This is a genomic window from Actinopolymorpha pittospori (assembly GCF_014873875.1).
Classification (GTDB): Bacteria; Actinomycetota; Actinomycetes; order Propionibacteriales; family Actinopolymorphaceae; genus Actinopolymorpha; species Actinopolymorpha pittospori.
Genome location: NZ_JADBEM010000001.1, coordinates 6,608,116 through 6,624,344, shown reverse-complemented (window position 1 = coordinate 6,624,344; position 16,229 = coordinate 6,608,116). Strand labels below are relative to the sequence as shown.

The 16,229-nt window shown below is 69.1% G+C and carries 11 protein-coding genes and 1 rRNA gene; all 12 read right to left on the bottom strand.

All coding sequences use genetic code 11. The features are described from left to right. Positions 1 to 211: 211 nt before the first annotated feature. The 12 genes from HEB94_RS30865 to HEB94_RS30810 all read right to left on the bottom strand — a co-directional run bounded on the left by HEB94_RS30865 (position 212) and on the right by HEB94_RS30810 (position 16,207). A 16S ribosomal RNA gene (locus HEB94_RS30865) occupies positions 212 to 1,726 on the bottom strand. Positions 1,727 to 2,520: 794 nt separating this feature from the next. Next, positions 2,521 to 3,819 carry a tyrosine--tRNA ligase gene (gene tyrS, locus HEB94_RS30860; RefSeq protein ID WP_337918064.1) on the bottom strand — a complete coding sequence of 433 codons (1,299 nt, stop codon included), beginning with the start codon at positions 3,817 to 3,819 and terminating at the stop codon, positions 2,521 to 2,523. 99 nt (positions 3,820 to 3,918) lie between these two features. Then, positions 3,919 to 4,620: a DNA-3-methyladenine glycosylase gene (locus tag HEB94_RS30855; RefSeq protein WP_192753132.1), complete on the bottom strand. Its 702-nt coding sequence runs from the start codon at positions 4,618 to 4,620 to the stop codon at positions 3,919 to 3,921. Positions 4,621 to 4,636: 16 nt separating this feature from the next. After that, the gene (gene argH / locus HEB94_RS30850) at positions 4,637 to 6,109 is read right to left on the bottom strand and encodes an argininosuccinate lyase (protein ID WP_192753131.1); all 1,473 of its coding nucleotides are present in this window, start codon (positions 6,107 to 6,109) and stop codon (positions 4,637 to 4,639) included. Positions 6,110 to 6,280: 171 nt separating this feature from the next. After that, complete coding sequence (locus tag HEB94_RS30845) at positions 6,281 to 7,480, bottom strand: argininosuccinate synthase (protein ID WP_192753130.1); 1,200 nt, start codon at positions 7,478 to 7,480, stop codon at positions 6,281 to 6,283. A gap of 4 nt (positions 7,481 to 7,484) precedes the next feature. Next, the gene (locus tag HEB94_RS30840; RefSeq protein ID WP_192753129.1) at positions 7,485 to 8,021 is read right to left on the bottom strand and encodes an arginine repressor; all 537 of its coding nucleotides are present in this window, start codon (positions 8,019 to 8,021) and stop codon (positions 7,485 to 7,487) included. Continuing rightward, positions 8,018 to 8,989: an ornithine carbamoyltransferase gene (argF, locus tag HEB94_RS30835; protein ID WP_192753128.1), complete on the bottom strand. Its 972-nt coding sequence runs from the start codon at positions 8,987 to 8,989 to the stop codon at positions 8,018 to 8,020. Before argF ends, HEB94_RS30840 begins: the two co-directional genes overlap by 4 nt. Next, positions 8,989 to 10,197: an acetylornithine transaminase gene (locus HEB94_RS30830; RefSeq protein ID WP_192753127.1), complete on the bottom strand. Its 1,209-nt coding sequence runs from the start codon at positions 10,195 to 10,197 to the stop codon at positions 8,989 to 8,991. The genes argF and HEB94_RS30830 overlap by 1 nt, the downstream gene beginning before the upstream one ends. Continuing rightward, the gene (gene argB / locus HEB94_RS30825) at positions 10,194 to 11,174 is read right to left on the bottom strand and encodes an acetylglutamate kinase (RefSeq protein WP_192753126.1); all 981 of its coding nucleotides are present in this window, start codon (positions 11,172 to 11,174) and stop codon (positions 10,194 to 10,196) included. Before argB ends, HEB94_RS30830 begins: the two co-directional genes overlap by 4 nt. 154 nt (positions 11,175 to 11,328) lie before the next feature. Further along, complete coding sequence (gene argJ, locus HEB94_RS30820) at positions 11,329 to 12,507, bottom strand: bifunctional glutamate N-acetyltransferase/amino-acid acetyltransferase ArgJ (protein WP_192753125.1); 1,179 nt, start codon at positions 12,505 to 12,507, stop codon at positions 11,329 to 11,331. Positions 12,508 to 12,648: 141 nt separating this feature from the next. Beyond that, the gene (gene argC / locus HEB94_RS30815; protein WP_192753124.1) at positions 12,649 to 13,680 is read right to left on the bottom strand and encodes an N-acetyl-gamma-glutamyl-phosphate reductase; all 1,032 of its coding nucleotides are present in this window, start codon (positions 13,678 to 13,680) and stop codon (positions 12,649 to 12,651) included. Positions 13,681 to 13,882: 202 nt separating this feature from the next. Continuing rightward, on the bottom strand, positions 13,883 to 16,207 hold the full coding sequence (locus HEB94_RS30810) for an ABC transporter ATP-binding protein (RefSeq protein WP_192753123.1): 2,325 nt from the start codon (positions 16,205 to 16,207) through the stop codon (positions 13,883 to 13,885). Positions 16,208 to 16,229: the final 22 nt, after the last annotated feature.

Here is a 16,229-nt window from a genome sequence, read left to right as displayed (position 1 = left end):
CTCAGGACCCAACAACGTGCCTCAGCACCACCCAACCACACCCACCATTTCCACACCCACACCACAAGTGACGTGAGCAGTACTACGGCGGGCACACCCTGGACGGATACCCACTAGCCGATGCTCCACTAATGAGCTCACCGCTCTGACACACTCGGCCAGACAACGGCGCCCTGGACAACACTCACGCGCTGCCAGAAAAGCTCCTTAGAAAGGAGGTGATCCAGCCGCACCTTCCGGTACGGCTACCTTGTTACGACTTAGTCCTAATCGCCAGCCCCACCTTCGACGGCTCCCTCCACAAGGGTTGGGTCACCGGCTTCGGGTATTGCCGACTTTCATGACTTGACGGGCGGTGTGTACAAGGCCCGGGAACGTATTCACCGCGGCGTTGCTGATCCGCGATTACTAGCGACTCCAACTTCACGGGGTCGAGTTGCAGACCCCGATCCGAACTGAGGCCGGCTTTTTGGGATTCGCTCCACCTCACGATTTCGCAGCCCATTGTACCGACCATTGTAGCATGTTTGCAGCCCTGGACATAAGGGGCATGATGACTTGACCTCATCCCCACCTTCCTCCGAGTTGACCCCGGCAGTCTCCTATGAGTTCCCGGCATTACCCGCTGGCAACATAGGACGAGGGTTGCGCTCGTTGCGGGACTTAACCCAACATCTCACGACACGAGCTGACGACAGCCATGCACCACCTGTGCAGAGCCCTTACGGACCCCGTATCTCTACGAGATTTCTCTGCATGTCAAACCCAGGTAAGGTTCTTCGCGTTGCCTCGAATTAAGCAACATGCTCCGCCGCTTGTGCGGGCCCCCGTCAATTCCTTTGAGTTTTAGCCTTGCGGCCGTACTCCCCAGGCGGGGCGCTTAATGCGTTAGCTGCGGCACGGAGGACGTGGAAGTCCCCCACACCTAGCGCCCAACGTTTACGGCGTGGACTACCAGGGTATCTAATCCTGTTCGCTCCCCACGCTTTCGCTCCTCAGCGTCAGGTAAGGCCCAGAGAGCCGCCTTCGCCACCGGTGTTCCTCCTGATATCTGCGCATTCCACCGCTACACCAGGAATTCCACTCTCCCCTGCCTACCTCTAGTCTGCCCGTATCGAAAGCAAGTCCGGAGTTAAGCCCCGGATTTTCACTTTCGACGCAACAAACCGCCTACGAGCCCTTTACGCCCAATAATTCCGGACAACGCTCGCGCCCTACGTGTTACCGCGGCTGCTGGCACGTAGTTGGCCGGCGCTTCTTCTGCGGGTACCGTCACTTGCGCTTCGTCCCCGCTGAAAGAGGTTTACAACCCGAAGGCCGTCATCCCTCACGCGGCGTTGCTGCATCAGGCTTTCGCCCATTGTGCAATATTCCCCACTGCTGCCTCCCGTAGGAGTCTGGGCCGTGTCTCAGTCCCAGTGTGGCCGGTCGCCCTCTCAGGCCGGCTACCCGTAAAAGCCTTGGTAGGCCATTACCCCACCAACAAGCTGATAGGCCGCGAGCCCATCTCTAGCCAATAAATCTTTCCACCCTCACCGATGCCAGCAAGAGTCATATCCGGTATTAGACCCAGTTTCCCGGGCTTATCCCAGAGCTAGAGGCAGGTTGCTCACGTGTTACTCACCCGTTCGCCGCTCGAGTACCCCGAAGGGCCTTTCCGCTCGACTTGCATGTGTTAAGCACGCCGCCAGCGTTCGTCCTGAGCCAGGATCAAACTCTCCGTTGAAAACTGGAGAAAACATCCCGGCAAACAAACAACCCCAAAAGAGGTCGCCTGCATACCAAAGGAATCCGTCGAAACACCAGCACATAAATGCACCAGCATCCCAGACGGGGACAAACTTATGCATCGACTTTCGGCACGCTGTTGAGTTCTCAAGGATCAGACGCTTCCCAGCCCCAGACCTACCAGCCCGGAACCAGGGCAACTCCTCTACTTTACTGGATTCTCACCAGCCGGTCAAATCCGCCCGGTGAATCTCCATCATTCCAATCCGCAGATAATGCCCGAATGGAAATCCATCGGTCAGAACCATTTGGTGAAGGAATGAATCTCGCCGGATCGGCCACCAAAACTTGATGTCCCGCTCTCCAACAACATCTCCACGCTACCGACCTGCCTGCAACCTGGTCAAATCGGGCTGCTTTCAAATCGGCCCCCTCACTTCGCGCAGCCAAGACAAGGCGCAATGCGCGTTGTATGAGCTGAGAGATTTCAGGGGATCCTCGCTGGCCCGGCCGCCGATCGGCGTCCCGCACATCCCTGCGAGGCGTAGAGAACCTTACGTACCCCACGGCTCCCCGTCAAGTCGGGCGCGAAGAAAGTTCGCATCAGGCTATCGGCGACCCCCGCGGACGTCCCGTTCGTCCCCCTTGGGAGCCCTCGACGCGCCGGTGGGGGGACCCGACGATCGGATCCCCCCACCAGTGACGGTCCTACCAGGTGATCGTCCAGCGGTGCCCCAGGCGAGCTGAGGGCGGTGTGTGCCGCGCTGGACGTCCCCCTAGGCCCCTGGGCTCTCAGCCGGCCGCGACCTCGACGCCGGCCATGCTGCGCCGACCCCGGCGTAGCACCAGCCACCTGCCGTGCAGCAGGTCGCCTGCCGTGGGTACGGCGTCGACGTCGGTCACCCGCTCGTTGTTGAGGTAGGCGCCACCCTCCTCGATCGTGCGCCGGGCCGCGGACCGGCTCTGCACCAGCCCGGCGTCGGCGAGCAGGTCGGCCACCGACGGCAAGGGCGTACCTCCGGCCACCTCCACCCGCACGTGCGGCGCCTCCCGCAACGCGGCGTCGAGCGTCCTGGCGTCGATCTCCCCGAGCGTTCCCCGGCCGAACAACGCCGCCGAAGCGGCGATCACCCGGACGGTCTCCTCCTGCCCGTGCACGAGCGTGGTGAGCTCCTCCGCGAGCACCCGCTGCGCCTCCCGGGCGGCCGGGCGTTCGGCGGTGGTCTTCTCCAACTCCTCCAGCTCCTCACGGGACCGGAAGCTGAAGACCCGGAGGTACTGCGCGACGTCGGCGTCGGCGGTGTTGAACCAGAACTGGTAGAAGGCGTAGGGCGACATCATCTCCGGGTCGAGCCACACCGTGAGGCCGCCCGCGCTCTTGCCGAACTTCGTGCCGTCGGACCTGGTGAGCAACGGTGTCGCCAGGGCGTGCACGGTCGCCCCCTCGGCCCGTCGGATCAGGTCGACGCCGGCAGTGATGTTGCCCCACTGGTCACTGCCGCCGGTCTGCAGCGTGCAGCCGTAGCGCCGGTAGAGCTCGAGGTAGTCGAAGGCCTGCAGGATCTGGTAGCTGAACTCGGCGTACCCGATCCCGGCGTCGGACTCGAGCCTGGTCTTCACCACTTCCTTCTGGATCATCTTGTTGACCCGGAAGTGGCGTCCGATGTCGCGGAGGAACGTCAGGATGCTGACCGGCGCCGTCCAGTCGAGGTTGTTGACGATCCGCGCGGCGTTGGGCCCCTCGAAGGACACGAACGGCTCGACCTGTCGCTTCAGGCGTTCGACCCATCCGGCGACGGTCTCGGGGTCGTTGAGCGTGCGCTCGGCGTCGGGCTTCGGGTCACCGATCAGCCCGGTCGAGCCGCCGATCAGGAGCAGCGGGGTGTGACCCGCCTGCTGGAAGCGCCGGGCGGTGACGAGCTGGACGAGATTGCCGTGGTGGAGGCTCGGCGCGGTCGGGTCGAACCCGACGTAATAGGTGACCGGTCCCTGCGCGAGCGCGGCACGCAGCGCGTCCTCGTCGGTCGCCTCAGCGACCAGGCCGCGCCAGTGCAACTCGTCCAGAACTGTCTGATCCCCGGGACGGGCCACCGTGGTTCCTTCCTCATGTGGACGGAGCACCCGACCGGCCGCGAGCCGCGACGACGGGTGCGTTCTCAACGACATTCTCGAAGCTCAGTATGTGGGTCGTCACCCGGACGGAGTCTCGCGCGGTCCGGACCCGTCTCCCAGGGTGCCCGAGGTGGGCTCCACCTGGGCAACCGTCGTGGCGGTGGTACGCCTGCGTTTGGCCGCGTATGGCCGGTACGCGGAGACCGTCGGGTCGCCGTCCACCCAGAACCGCCAGGGCCAGTCGGGGGCGGCGGCCAGGCCCACCCGAGGCCCCCGCCTGATCCGCCTCCGGGCGACCCGGGTGGTGCCCCACCTCATCCGCAGCGGCGAGGCGGGGTCACAGACGTCCACTCCGTTGAACGTTCCATCCAGGCCGAGGGCCTGGGCGAGCCGCGCGGGGCCCCGGGCGAGATCACGTGCCGTGCGTGCGGCCGGACGGCGTGACCGCGCGAGCTCCTCCCCCTCGATGACCTCGCCGGCCCGGAGGAGGACCGCGCTCGGACGTCCCTCGGGACCACAGACGAGGTTGAGGCACCAGTGCATGCCGTAGGTGAAGTAGACGTAGGCGTAGCCCGGCGGGCCGAACATCACCGCGTTGCGAGGGGTCCGTCCCCGGTAGGAGTGCGAGCCGGGGTCGTTCGGGCCGTCGTACGCCTCGACCTCGGTCAGGCGTACGGCGACCAGTCCCTGCGGACTCTCGTGTTCGACGACCTGTCCGAGGAGCGTCGGGGCCACCTGCAGGATCGGCCGCTCCAGAGCGTCGCGCGGGTCGTCCGTCATGCCTGCCCCTACGTGGTCACTCGGCCGACTGGGACGACTGGGACGACTCGGATGACCCAGCCGACTCGGCCGACCACTCCGCCGCCGTCCGCGTGCGCGCCCGCAGCCGCTCCAACTGCTCGCGGACCCGCGCCGGTGCCGTACCTCCGAGCGCGGACCGGGCGTCCAGGGCGCCCTGGACGGACAGGACCGACCGCACCTCCGGGGTGAGGTGGGGTGAGATCGCGGCGAGGTCGGCGTCGGAGAGTTCCGGCAGGTCGATCCCTCGCTTCTCGCACTCCTGGACACAGGCGCCGGAGATCTCGTGCGCGTCCCGGAACGCCACGCCCTGCCGGACCAGCCATTCGGCGACGTCGGTCGCGAGGGCGAAGCCCAGCGGGGCCGCCGCAGCCATCCGGTCGGTGTCGAAGGTGCTGGTCGCCACCATCCCGGCGAGCGCGGGGAGTACGAGGAGGAGCTGGTCGACCGAGTCGAAGACCGACTCCTTGTCCTCCTGGAGATCGCGGTTGTAGGCGAACGGCAGGCCCTTCAGGGTCGCCAGCAGGCCGGTGAGGTTGCCGATCAGCCGACCTGACTTGCCGCGGACGAGTTCGGCGATGTCGGGGTTCTTCTTCTGCGGCATGATCGAGGAGCCGGTGGCGAAGGCGTCGTCGAGCCGGACCCAGCCGAACTCCGTCGAGGCCCACAGGCAGTACTCCTCGCCCAGGCGCGACAGATGGACGCCGAGCATCGCCGTACAGAAGAGGAACTCCGCCACGAAGTCGCGGTCGGACACGGCGTCGATGGAGTTCTCCGCGGCCCGGGCGAAGCCGAGGTCGGCGGCCGCTGCCTCCGGGTCGAGCGGCAGCGACGAGCCGGCGAGTGCACCCGCGCCGAGCGGGGAGGTGGCCGCACGGTCGTCCCAGTCCTGGAGACGGTCGACGTCGCGGGCGAGGGCGTGGACGTGCTTGGCCAGCTCGTGCCCGAACGACACCGGCTGGGCGTGCTGGAGATGGGTGAATCCGGGTGCGGGTGATCCCGCGTGCCGTTCGGCCTGGTCGAGCAGGGCGTCCTGCAACTCCGCGACCGCGGCGGCGATGTGCCGGGCCTGCGTGCGCAGGTAGAGCCGGAAGTCGGTCGCCACCTGGTCGTTGCGGCTGCGGCCGGCGCGCAGCTTGCCGCCGAGCGGCCCGAGCCGCGCGAGCAGCTCCCGCTCGACCGCGGTGTGGACGTCCTCGTCGTCGGGCGCCGGCTGGACGGCACCGGTGCGTACGTCGTCGGCGAGACTGCGCAGGGCGTCGAGCACCTGGCCGAGTTCCTCGGCGGACAGCAGTCCGGCCCGGCGCAGGACGCGCGCGTGCGCGCCGGTCTGCGCGACGTCGTACGGCGCGAGGCGCCAGTCGAAGTGCACCGACCTGGACAGCGCGGCCAGCGCCTGCGCGGGCCCGCCGGCGAACCGACCGCCCCAGAGTCGAGTCGCCCGCTGCTCCGGCTGCTCCTGCTCGGTCACGGTCTTCCTTCCTTGAGGGACCCGCGGGCCTCGATGACTCGGTGCCCCGATGGGGTGGTGCCCCTGATGTGGTGTGCCCTCGACGGCGCCGAGGGGCGTCAGGTGGTGTGTGGCGGACGTCGGTGACCGCTCGGTGCGACCGCGCGTGGCGGCCGCACCGAGCGGCTGGGTTCAGGACTGGCCGAGGTCGCGCTTCGCGGCGATCTTGCTCGGCAGACCCCATAGCTCGACGAAGCCACGCGCCAGCGACTGGTCGAACGCGTCGCCCTCGTCGTAGGTGGCGAGGTTGAAGTCGTACAGCGAGGCCGGGCTACGCCGACCCGTGACGACCGCACGCCCGGCGTGCAGCGTCATCCGGACGTCGCCCGTCACGTGCTCCTGGGAGGACTCGACGAAGCTGTCCAGCGCCCGCTTCAGCGGGGAGAACCACAGCCCGTCGTAGACGAGCTCGGTCCAGCGCTTGCCGACCTCCCGCTTGAACCGGGCGAGGTCGCGCTCGACGGTGACGTTCTCGAGCTCCTGGTGTGCCGTGATGAGGGCGATGGCGCCCGGTGCCTCGTAGACCTCGCGGCTCTTGATGCCGACGAGTCGGTCCTCCACCATGTCGAGGCGTCCGACGCCCTGGGCGCCCGCGCGCTCGTTGAGCTGCTGGATCGCCTGGAGCATCGTCACCGGCTTGCCGTCGATCGCGACGGGGCGGCCGGCCTGGAAGGTGAGCACGACCTCGTCCGCGGCACGCGGGGTGGAGGGGTCCTGGGTGTAGTCGTAGACCTCCTCGGTCGGGGCGTTCCAGAGGTCCTCGAGGAAGCCGGTCTCGACCGCGCGGCCCCAGACGTTCTGGTCGATGGAGAACGGCGACTTCTTGCTGACGTCGATCGGGAGGTCGTGGTCCTCGGCGTAGGCGATCGCCTTCTCCCGCGTCCACGCGAAGTCGCGGACCGGCGCGAGCACCTTGAGGTCGGGGGCGAGCGCCCCCACGCCGACCTCGAACCGCACCTGGTCGTTGCCCTTGCCCGTGCAGCCGTGGGCGACGACGGTCGCGCCGTGCTCCTTCGCGGCCTCCACCAGGTGCTTGACGATCAGCGGCCGGGAGAGCGCGGAGACCAGCGGGTAGCGGTCCATGTAGAGGGCGTTCGCGGCCAGGGCCGGGAGGCAGTAGCCGTCGGCGAACTCGTCCTTCGCGTCGACCACGACGGCCTCGACCGCTCCGCACTCGAGCGCGCGCTTGCGGATGGTGTCGAGGTCCTCGCCGTCCTGGCCGACGTCGATCGCGCAGGCGACGACCTCGGCGCCGGTCTGCTCGGCGATCCAGCCGATCGCCACGGACGTGTCGAGCCCGCCCGAGTAGGCGAGTACTACGCGCTCGGTCATGTCGTTACTCCTTCGTGGGTCTGTTCTTGCGAGCGAGCGCAAGCAGTTGGTCGGCGACGGAGGCACCGCCGTCGGGATCCTTGGCGACCACCAGCACGGTGTCGTCACCGGCGATCGTGCCGAGTACGTCGGGTAGCTCGGCGTGGTCGAGAGCGGACGCGAAGAACTGCGCGGCACCAGGAGGTGTGCGCAGCACCGCGAGGTTGGCCGACGGCACCGCGGAGACGAGCAGCTCGCCGCAGATCCGGGCGAGCCGGCCCTCCGCGGCGACTGGCGCGTCGGGGGTGGCCCGCGGCGTGCGGTCACCACCCTCGCCCGGCAGCGCGTAGACGAGCACACCCTCGGTGCCGCGGACACGCACCGCCCCGAGCTCGTCGAGGTCGCGGGACAGGGTCGCCTGGGTGACGGCGATCCCCGCCTCGGCCAGCCGGTCGGCCAGCTCGGCCTGCGAGCGAACCTCGGAGCGCGACAACACCTCGACGACGAACTGCTGGCGCGCCGTCTTGGTCGCCGGCCACTTCTGCGTCAGCTCACGCTTCATCGTCGGTGCACCCCCGGCTCGGTGCGGTCGGCCGAGCCGGCTCCGCCCGAGCGTTCCAGCAGCCACACCAGCAGGGCCTTCTGCGCGTGCAGACGGTTCTCGGCCTGGTCCCAGACCACGCTGTGCGGCCCGTCGATGACGCTCGCCTCGATCTCCTTGCCGCGGTAAGCCGGCAGGCAGTGCAGCACGAGCGCGTCCGGGGCGGCGTGGCTCATCGCCTGCTCGGTCACGGCGTAGGGCACGAAAGGCGCCGCCCGCTCGTCCGCCTCGTCCTCCTGACCCATCGACACCCAGGTGTCGGTCGCGACGACGTCGGCTCCCTCGACCGCCTCACGGGGGTCACGGATCGCGGCCACCGACCCACCGGTCTCGGCGGCGATCTCGGCGGCCCGGGACAGGATGGCCGGGTCGGGGTCGTATCCCTGCGGCGTGCCGACGCGGACGTGCATGCCGGCGAGCGCTCCGCCCAGCAGGTAGGAGTGGGCGACGTTGTTGGCGCCGTCACCGAGATAGGTGAAGCGCAGACCGGCGAGCCGGCCCCGGTGCTCCCGGATCGTCTGCAGGTCGGCGAGGGTCTGGCAGGGGTGGAACTCATCGGTCAGCGCGTTGATCACGGGTACGCCGCTCGCGGAGGCCATCGCCTCGATCCGCTCCTGGCCCGCGGTCCGCCAGACGATGGCGGCGCACTGGCGATCGAGCACCCGCGCGGTGTCCTCGATCGGCTCGCCGCGCCCGAGCTGGGCCGTCTGCGCGTCGATCACCAGCGGATAGCCGCCGAGCTCGTTGATCCCCACGCTGAAGGACACCCGGGTCCGGGTGGAGGACTTGTCGAACAGCACCGCGACGACCTTCGGACCCTGGAGGGTCCGAAACGCGAACCGGTCCTTCTTCATCGCGTCGGCGAGATCGAGGACCTGTGCCTGCTCCTGTGGGCTCAGGTCGTCGTCGCGCAGGAAGTGGCGGACCATCACGACTCCTTCAGTACGGCGGCGTCGAGGATACCGGGCAGCGCGTCAAGGAGGGCTTGCACCTGCTCGGCGGTGACGACGAGCGGCGGGGCGAGCCGGACGGCGTCGGGCTGGACGGCGTTGACGAGGAAGCCGGCCTCCTGCGCGGCGGCCTGCACCTGCGCCGCCCTGGGCTCGCGCAACACCGCCGCCCGCCACAGGCCCTGGCCACGGACGCCCGCGAGGAGCGGGTGGTCGATCGCCGCGATGCCGGCGGCGAGGGTCTCGCCGACGGTGCGGACGTGCTCGAGCAGGTTGTCGTCCTCGATCGTGGCGATGACGGCGAGCGCCGCCGCGGCCGAGACCGGGTTACCGCCGAAGGTCGAGCCGTGATCGCCCTTGCCGAACGTCGTTCCGAACGCACCGACCCCGATGCAGGCGCCGATGGGGAGGCCCCCGCCGAGCCCCTTGGCGAGGGTCAGGACGTCGGGCACGACGTTCTCGTGCTGGTGGGCGAACCAGGTCCCGGTCCGGCCGATGCCACTCTGGATCTCGTCGAGCACCAGGACGGCGCCGGTCGCGTCGCAGATCTCCCGCGCCGCGGTGAAGTAGCCGGCGGGCGGGGGGACGACGCCGCCCTCGCCCAGCGCCGGTTCGAGGAAGACCCCCGCGCACTGGTCGGTGACGGCGTTCTTCAGCGCGTCGGCGTCGCCGTAGGGCACGAAGCGGACATCCACACCGTACGGCGCGAACGGCTCGCGGATGGCGGGCTTGCCGGTCAGGGCGAGCGCGCCCATCGTGCGGCCGTGGAAACCGTTCTCGGCGGCGACGACGTAGCCGCGGTCGGTACCGGCGGCGTGCCGACGGACCAGCTTGAGCGCCGCTTCGTTGGCCTCGGTGCCGCTGTTGGTGAAGAAGACCCGCGCCTCGTTCCCGAGCAGGGAGATGAGCTTCTCCGCGAGCAGGACCTCCGGCTGGTGCAGGAAGAGGTTGGAGGTGTGTGCGAGCGTGCCGACCTGGTCGGAGACGGCCCGCACCAGGGCCGGGTGGGCGTGCCCGAGAGAGGAGACGGCGATCCCCGCGATGAAGTCGAGGTAGCTGTTGCCGTCGACGTCCCAGACCGTGCAGCCCTCACCGCGAGCGATCGCGACGGGAGGTACGCCATAGGTCGGCATCAAGGCTGCGGAGAACCGCTCTGCCCACCGTTCGTACTGCGGCCAGACACTCATGCGCCGTTTTCCTCCAGTTTGTGGGCCTTGTGGCCCGGGGCGTCGCCGTTTTCGTCGGCGGTCTCGTCGGCACTTTCGTCGGTCGGTTCCGGCAGCACCATCGTGCCGATTCCCTCGTCGGTGAAGACCTCGAGCAGGAGCGAGTGCGCGACCCGCCCGTCGATGACATGAGCCTGTGGAACGCCACCCTGGACGGCGCGCAGGCATGCCTCCATCTTCGGGACCATCCCGGAGGCGAGCGTCGGCAGCAGCTTCGCGAGCTCGTCGGAGTCCAGGACGCTGATGACCTCCTCGCTGCTCGGCCAGTCGCGGTAGAGGCCCTCGACGTCGGTGAGGACGACGAGTTTGCGTGCTCCCAGCGCCGCCGCGAGCGCCGCGGCGGCGGTGTCGGCGTTGACGTTGTGGACCAGGCCGTCCACGTCCGGCGCGACGCTGGAGACCACCGGAATCCGGCCGGCGTCGATGAGATCCTCGACCGCCTCGGCACGAACGTCGACCACGTCCCCGACCAGGCCGATGTCGACGGCTTCACCGTCGACCGTGGCCGTACGTCGCTCGGCCGTGAAGAGTCCGGCGTCCTCGCCGGACAGGCCGACGGCGAACGGGCCGTGGGAGTTGATCAGACCGACCAGTTCGCGCCCGACCTGCCCGACGAGCACCATCCGGACGACCTCCATGGCCTCCGGCGTGGTCACGCGCAGACCGCCGCGGAACTCGCTCGGGATGTCCAGCCGGCCCAGCATCTCGGTGATCTGCGGGCCACCGCCGTGGACGATGACCGGACGCAGTCCGGCGTAACGGAGGAAGACGATGTCCTGGGCGAACGCGCGCTTCAGCGCGTCGTCGGTCATGGCGTTGCCGCCGTACTTGATCACGACGATCGAACCGGAGAACCGCTCGAACCAGGGCAGCGCCTCGATCAGCGTCTCGGCCTTCTTCTGGGCCTCCGCGCGGTTCCTGCTCAGATGGGTGCTCATGGATGCGTCGACACGTTCCTCTGTGTAGGGCCTGTGCGTGCGACCTGTCCGCGGCCTGATGAGCGGGCCGGGGCGGGCTCGGGGTCGGGGTCGGTGCTGACCCTGCCCTCGTCGAGGGCGCCCGGGTCGTCAAGGACACGTTGCATGGGTCGGCTCAGGTCGAGTAGGCGGAGTTCTCGTGGACGTAGGCGTGCGTGAGGTCGTTGGTCCAGATCGTCGCGGTCTCGGCGCCCGCCTTCAGGTCGACCGTCACGTTCACCTTGCGCTGCGTGAGGTCCACCAGGTCGCGGGACTCACCGATGCCGCCGTTGCGGCACACCCAGACGCCGTTGAAGGCGACGTCGAGGGTCGTCGGGTCGAAGGCCACCTGCGTCGTTCCGACCGCCGCGAGGATCCTGCCCCAGTTGGCGTCCTTGCCGAAGACCGCGCACTTGAAGAGGTTGTTGCGGGCGATCGCGCGGCCGACGTCAACCGCGTCCTGCACGTTGGCCGCGTTGACGACCTCGATCGCGATGTCGTGGTCGGCGCCCTCGGCGTCACCGATCAGCTGCTGGCCGAGGTCGTGGCACACCTGCGTGAGCCCGGTGGTGAACTCCTCGTGGGACGGTGTGACCCCGGAGGCACCGCTCGCGAGCAGCAGGACCGTGTCGTTGGTAGACATGCAGCCGTCGGAGTCGAGCCGGTCGAACGTCACACCGGTGGCCGCCCGCAGGGCCAGATCGGCGCCCACCGGATCGAGAACCGCGTCGGTGGTGATCACGACGAGCATCGTGGCCAGTGACGGGGCGAGCATGCCCGCGCCCTTGGCCATACCACCGATCGACCAACCGGCACCGGCGTAGGTCGACTCCTTGGAGTGGGTGTCCGTGGTCATGATCGCCGTGGCGGCAGCCGTCCCGCCGGCAAGGTCGAGTTGCGCGACCGCGTCGGCGATGCCGGCGAGGAGTCGGGGGCGGTCGAGTTGGTCACCGATCAGGCCGGTGGAGCAGACCGCGACGTCGATCGCGCCGGTCGGCTCGACGCCCGCGGCGGCGGTGGCACTGAGCTTCTCCGCGACGAGTTCGGCGCTCGCGTGGGTGGTCTGGAACCCTTCCGGGCCGGTGTAACAGTTGGCCCCGCCGGAGTTGAGCACGACGGCGCGAACCTGGCCGTCCTTGCACACCTGCTCACTCCACAGGACAGGGTGCGCCTTGCAGCGGTTCTCGGTGAAGACGGCGGCGGCGGTGAAGGTCGGGCCGTCGTTGACGACCAGGGCGATGTCGGGCTTGCCACTCGGCTTGAGGCCGGCGGTGACGCCGGCGGCCCGGAATCCGAGGGGAGTGGTGACGGTCACGTACGTGCCTTTCGGGCGAGCGAAGTATGAACGACGGGTGCGGGTGAGCGTGGGGTTATCGGCGTACGCCGCATCGTCATCGTCGCGGTGCTGCCAGGCACGGCAGACACGGCCGGTGCGGGAGCGGCGCCGACCGGGCGGTCACGGCGCGACCCCAACCGTGCTGAGGCCGGTGGTTTCGGCGATCCCGAGCGCGAGGTTCATGCACTGGATCGCGCCGCCGGCGGTCCCCTTGGTGAGGTTGTCCAGCGCGGCTATCGCGACCAGCCGGCCCGCGCGTTCGTCAACCGTGACCTGCGCATGGACGGCGTTGGAGCCGACGGTCGCCGCCGTGGTCGGCCAGGTCCCTTCCGGGAGCAGGTGGAGGAAGGGCTCAGCGGCCCACGCCTGCTGGTAGGCCCGCCGCGCGGCGGCGGCGTCAACACCGTCCTGCGTCCGGGCCGTGCAGGTCGCGAGGATGCCACGGGGCATCGGAGCCAGGACCGGTGTGAACGACACCGTGACCGGGCCGCCGGCGACCTTGCGGAGGTTCTGTTCGATCTCGGGGGTGTGCCGATGGATGCCGCCGACGGAGTACGCCGACACCGCCCCCATGACCTCACTGCCGAGCAGGTTCGGCTTCGGCGACCTACCCGCCCCGGAGGTGCCCGAGGCGGCCACGACGACGAGGTCCCGCGCGTCGATCAGTCCGGCGGCGACGGCGGGGAGCAGGGCGAGGCTCGCGACCGTCGGGTAGCAGCCCGGGACCGCGATCCGGCGGGCGGTACGGAGCCGGTCACGCTGACCGGGAAGCTCGGGCAGCCCGTAGGGCCAGGTGCCGGCGTGCTCGCCGGCGTACCACCGCTGCCAGTCAGCGGGGTCCTCGAGCCGGAAGTCGGCACCGCAGTCGATCACGAGCACGTCGTCGGGCAGGCTCGCCGCAACCGCGGCGGACTGCCCGTGCGGCAGTGCGAGGAAGACGATGTCGTGCCCGGCGAGGGTCTCGGTGGTCGTCTCGGCGAGCACCCGGTCGGCGAGCGGTGTGAGGTGCGGCTGGTGCTGCCCGAGCAGGGTGCCGGCGTTGCCTCCCGCCGTGAGCGCGCCGATCTCGATCTCGGGGTGGCCGAGCAGGAGGCGCAGCAGCTCGCCTCCGGCGTAGCCGCTCGCACCCGCCACCGCCGCGCTGAAGCCCATCTCGCGTCGCCCCTCAGTTGGTCGTGCGTGGTCTGGCACCACGTTGTGCATGAGTATGCCTGTTCATGCAATCTCATGCAAACCAGTTGGGGCTGTGTGTCGTGGTCCTGACCGGTTCGTCCGGCCAGGTGATGCCCTGCGGATCATGGTCGTGCCCGGATGCGGGAGCACGCGAACACGCCATGATCCGCGCTACAAGGACCTAGTCTCCCCCTCGCTCCTTCGTCGCCCCGGTCAGGGTGAACTCCTCGGCGAAGTGGCACGCCGCGAAGTGACGAGCACCGGTCTCCCGCAGAGCGGGCGATTCGGACTTGCACCGCTCTTCTCGCACATGCGGGCAACGAGTGTGGAAGAGACATCCCGACGGCGGGTTCGCCGCGTCCGGGAGATCGTCGGGCAGGCCGTGCACGTGCCGGGACCGGCGCTGGTGAGGGTTGGGCAGCGGTACGGCGTTCAGCAGCGCCTCGGTGTAGGGGTGGTGCGGCTGGGTGTAGAGCGAACCGGTCTCGGCCGTCTCCACGATCGAGCCGAGGTACATCACCGTCACCCGGTCACACAGGTGCTCGACGACCGAGAGGTCGTGGGAGATGAACAGGTAGGTGAGGTCGAACTGCGCCTGCAGGTCGGCGAGCAGGTTCAGGATCTGGGCCCGCACCGAAACGTCCAACGCGGACACGGCCTCGTCCGCGATCACCAGCCGCGGCTCGGTGATCAGCGCCCGGGCGATGTTGATCCGCTGCCGCTCGCCGCCGGAGAACGCGTGCGGGTAGCGACGCATGTACTCCGGACGCAGGCCGCACCGCCGCAACATCTCCGCCACCCGGTCCTGCAACTCCGAACCGGAGGCGAGGTTGTTGGTCCGCAGCGGCTCGCCCACCAACTGCAGCAGCGTCATCCGCGGGTTGAGCGAGGAGAACGGGTCCTGGAAGATCACCCGGATCTCCTTGCGGAACGGCGCGAGCTCGCGGTTGCCCAGCTTGGCGAGGTCGACCGTGGTGCCGTTCTCCCGGCGGTAGTGGATGCTCCCCGAGGTGGGGTCCATGACCCGGGCGAGGCAGCGACCGAGCGTCGTCTTGCCGCAGCCCGACTCCCCCACCAGGCCGAGGGTCTCGCCCGGCTGGATGGTGAGGTCCACTCCGTCCACCGCCCGGACGTGGCCGGCCGTTCGGCCGAACATCCCGCGCCGGATCGGGAAGTGCATCGCGAGGTCCTGGACGTCCACCAGCGGTCCCGCGGCGGCGGCCGCCTTCGTCGCGGGCTCACGCTCCTTGACGGTGGTGGCCGAGCGGCTCGCCGCCGGGGCCTGCGAGGGCGCCACCGGCACAGCGGCGCTCGCCGGCACCGCGCCGACGGCCACCCCCGCCGTACCGTTCGCCTGCGTGGTCGCGGTCAGCCGACCCTGCGCGTCGTAGAGGTGGCACTGGGCCACGTGCTCCGGGGAGAACCGCGCCTCCGGCGGGTGCTCCTGGTCGCACACCCCTGGAATCGCGTGGTCGCACCGGGTGTGGAACGGACACCCGGCGGGGCGGTTCTGCGGGTGCGGAACCATGCCCCTGATGGCCGCCAGGCGCTGCCGGGAGGAGCTGCCGCGCATCGTGGGGATGGAACGCAGCAGCGCCTGGGTGTAGGGATGCTTCGGATCGTCGAAGATCTCCTCCACCGTTCCGTGCTCGGCGACCTTGCCGAGATACATCACCACGACCTCGTCGGCGATCTCCGCGACCACCCCGAGGTCGTGGGTGATGAAGACCATCGCCATGTCCGTCTGGTCCTGCAGGTCCTTGAGCAGGTCCAGGATCCGCGCCTGGGTGGTGACGTCGAGCGCGGTCGTCGGCTCGTCGGCGATCAGCAGGGCCGGATCACAGGACAGCGCGACCGCGATCATCACCCGCTGGCACATGCCGCCGGACAGCTGGAAGGGGTGGGCGTCCATCCGCCGTTTCGGCTGCGGGATACCCACCCGCTGCAGCTGGTCGATGGCGAGTTCCCGCGCCTCCGCGCGGTTCAGCGGGCGGTGCAGTTGGATCGCTTCCACGAGCTGGTCGCCGATGGTGTACATCGGTGACAGGGAGGCCATCGGCTCCTGGAAGACCATGCCGATCTCGTCGCCGCGAATCCGCCGGATGTCCTCACCCCGCGCGTCCAGCGCCGCGAGGTTGATCCAGTCCGACTCGGCGTTCGGACGCCACTCGATCGACCCGCCGGTGATCTCGCCCGGACGCTCGACCAACTGCAGGATGGAGCGGGCGGTGACGGACTTGCCGCATCCCGACTCCCCCACGACGCAGACGGTCTTGCCCTTCGGCACCCGCAGGCTCACCCCGTCGACGGCCTTCACGACACCGTCGCGGGTCGTGAAGTGGGTCTGGAGATCGTTGATCCGCAACAGCGTCGTGTCGTCGCCGTCCCCGGCACCTGCGGTCAGGACGGCCGGCGCCGCCGTCGCCGCACCCTGGCGGGCACGCCGGCGGCCGCGGCCGCGACCGTCACCGGCGGCGATCTCCCGGGTCCGTGGGGTCTGGTTCATCGGGTCTCCTCCATCGGCGCAC

Bases quoted from the DNA above. Each gene is read 5' to 3' on its own strand.
- HEB94_RS30810 (WP_192753123.1), bottom strand. From the start codon at position 16,207: ATGAACCAGACCCCACGGACCCGGGAGATCGCCGCCGGTGACGGTCGC.
- argB (WP_192753126.1), bottom strand. From the start codon at position 11,174: ATGAGCACCCATCTGAGCAGGAACCGCGCGGAGGCCCAGAAGAAGGCC.
- HEB94_RS30845 (WP_192753130.1), bottom strand. From the start codon at position 7,480: ATGACCGAGCGCGTAGTACTCGCCTACTCGGGCGGGCTCGACACGTCC.
- HEB94_RS30855 (WP_192753132.1), bottom strand. From the start codon at position 4,620: ATGACGGACGACCCGCGCGACGCTCTGGAGCGGCCGATCCTGCAGGTG.
- HEB94_RS30840 (WP_192753129.1), bottom strand. From the start codon at position 8,021: ATGAAGCGTGAGCTGACGCAGAAGTGGCCGGCGACCAAGACGGCGCGC.
- argF (WP_192753128.1), bottom strand. From the start codon at position 8,989: ATGGTCCGCCACTTCCTGCGCGACGACGACCTGAGCCCACAGGAGCAG.
- HEB94_RS30830 (WP_192753127.1), bottom strand. From the start codon at position 10,197: ATGAGTGTCTGGCCGCAGTACGAACGGTGGGCAGAGCGGTTCTCCGCA.
- argC (WP_192753124.1), bottom strand. From the start codon at position 13,680: ATGGGCTTCAGCGCGGCGGTGGCGGGTGCGAGCGGCTACGCCGGAGGC.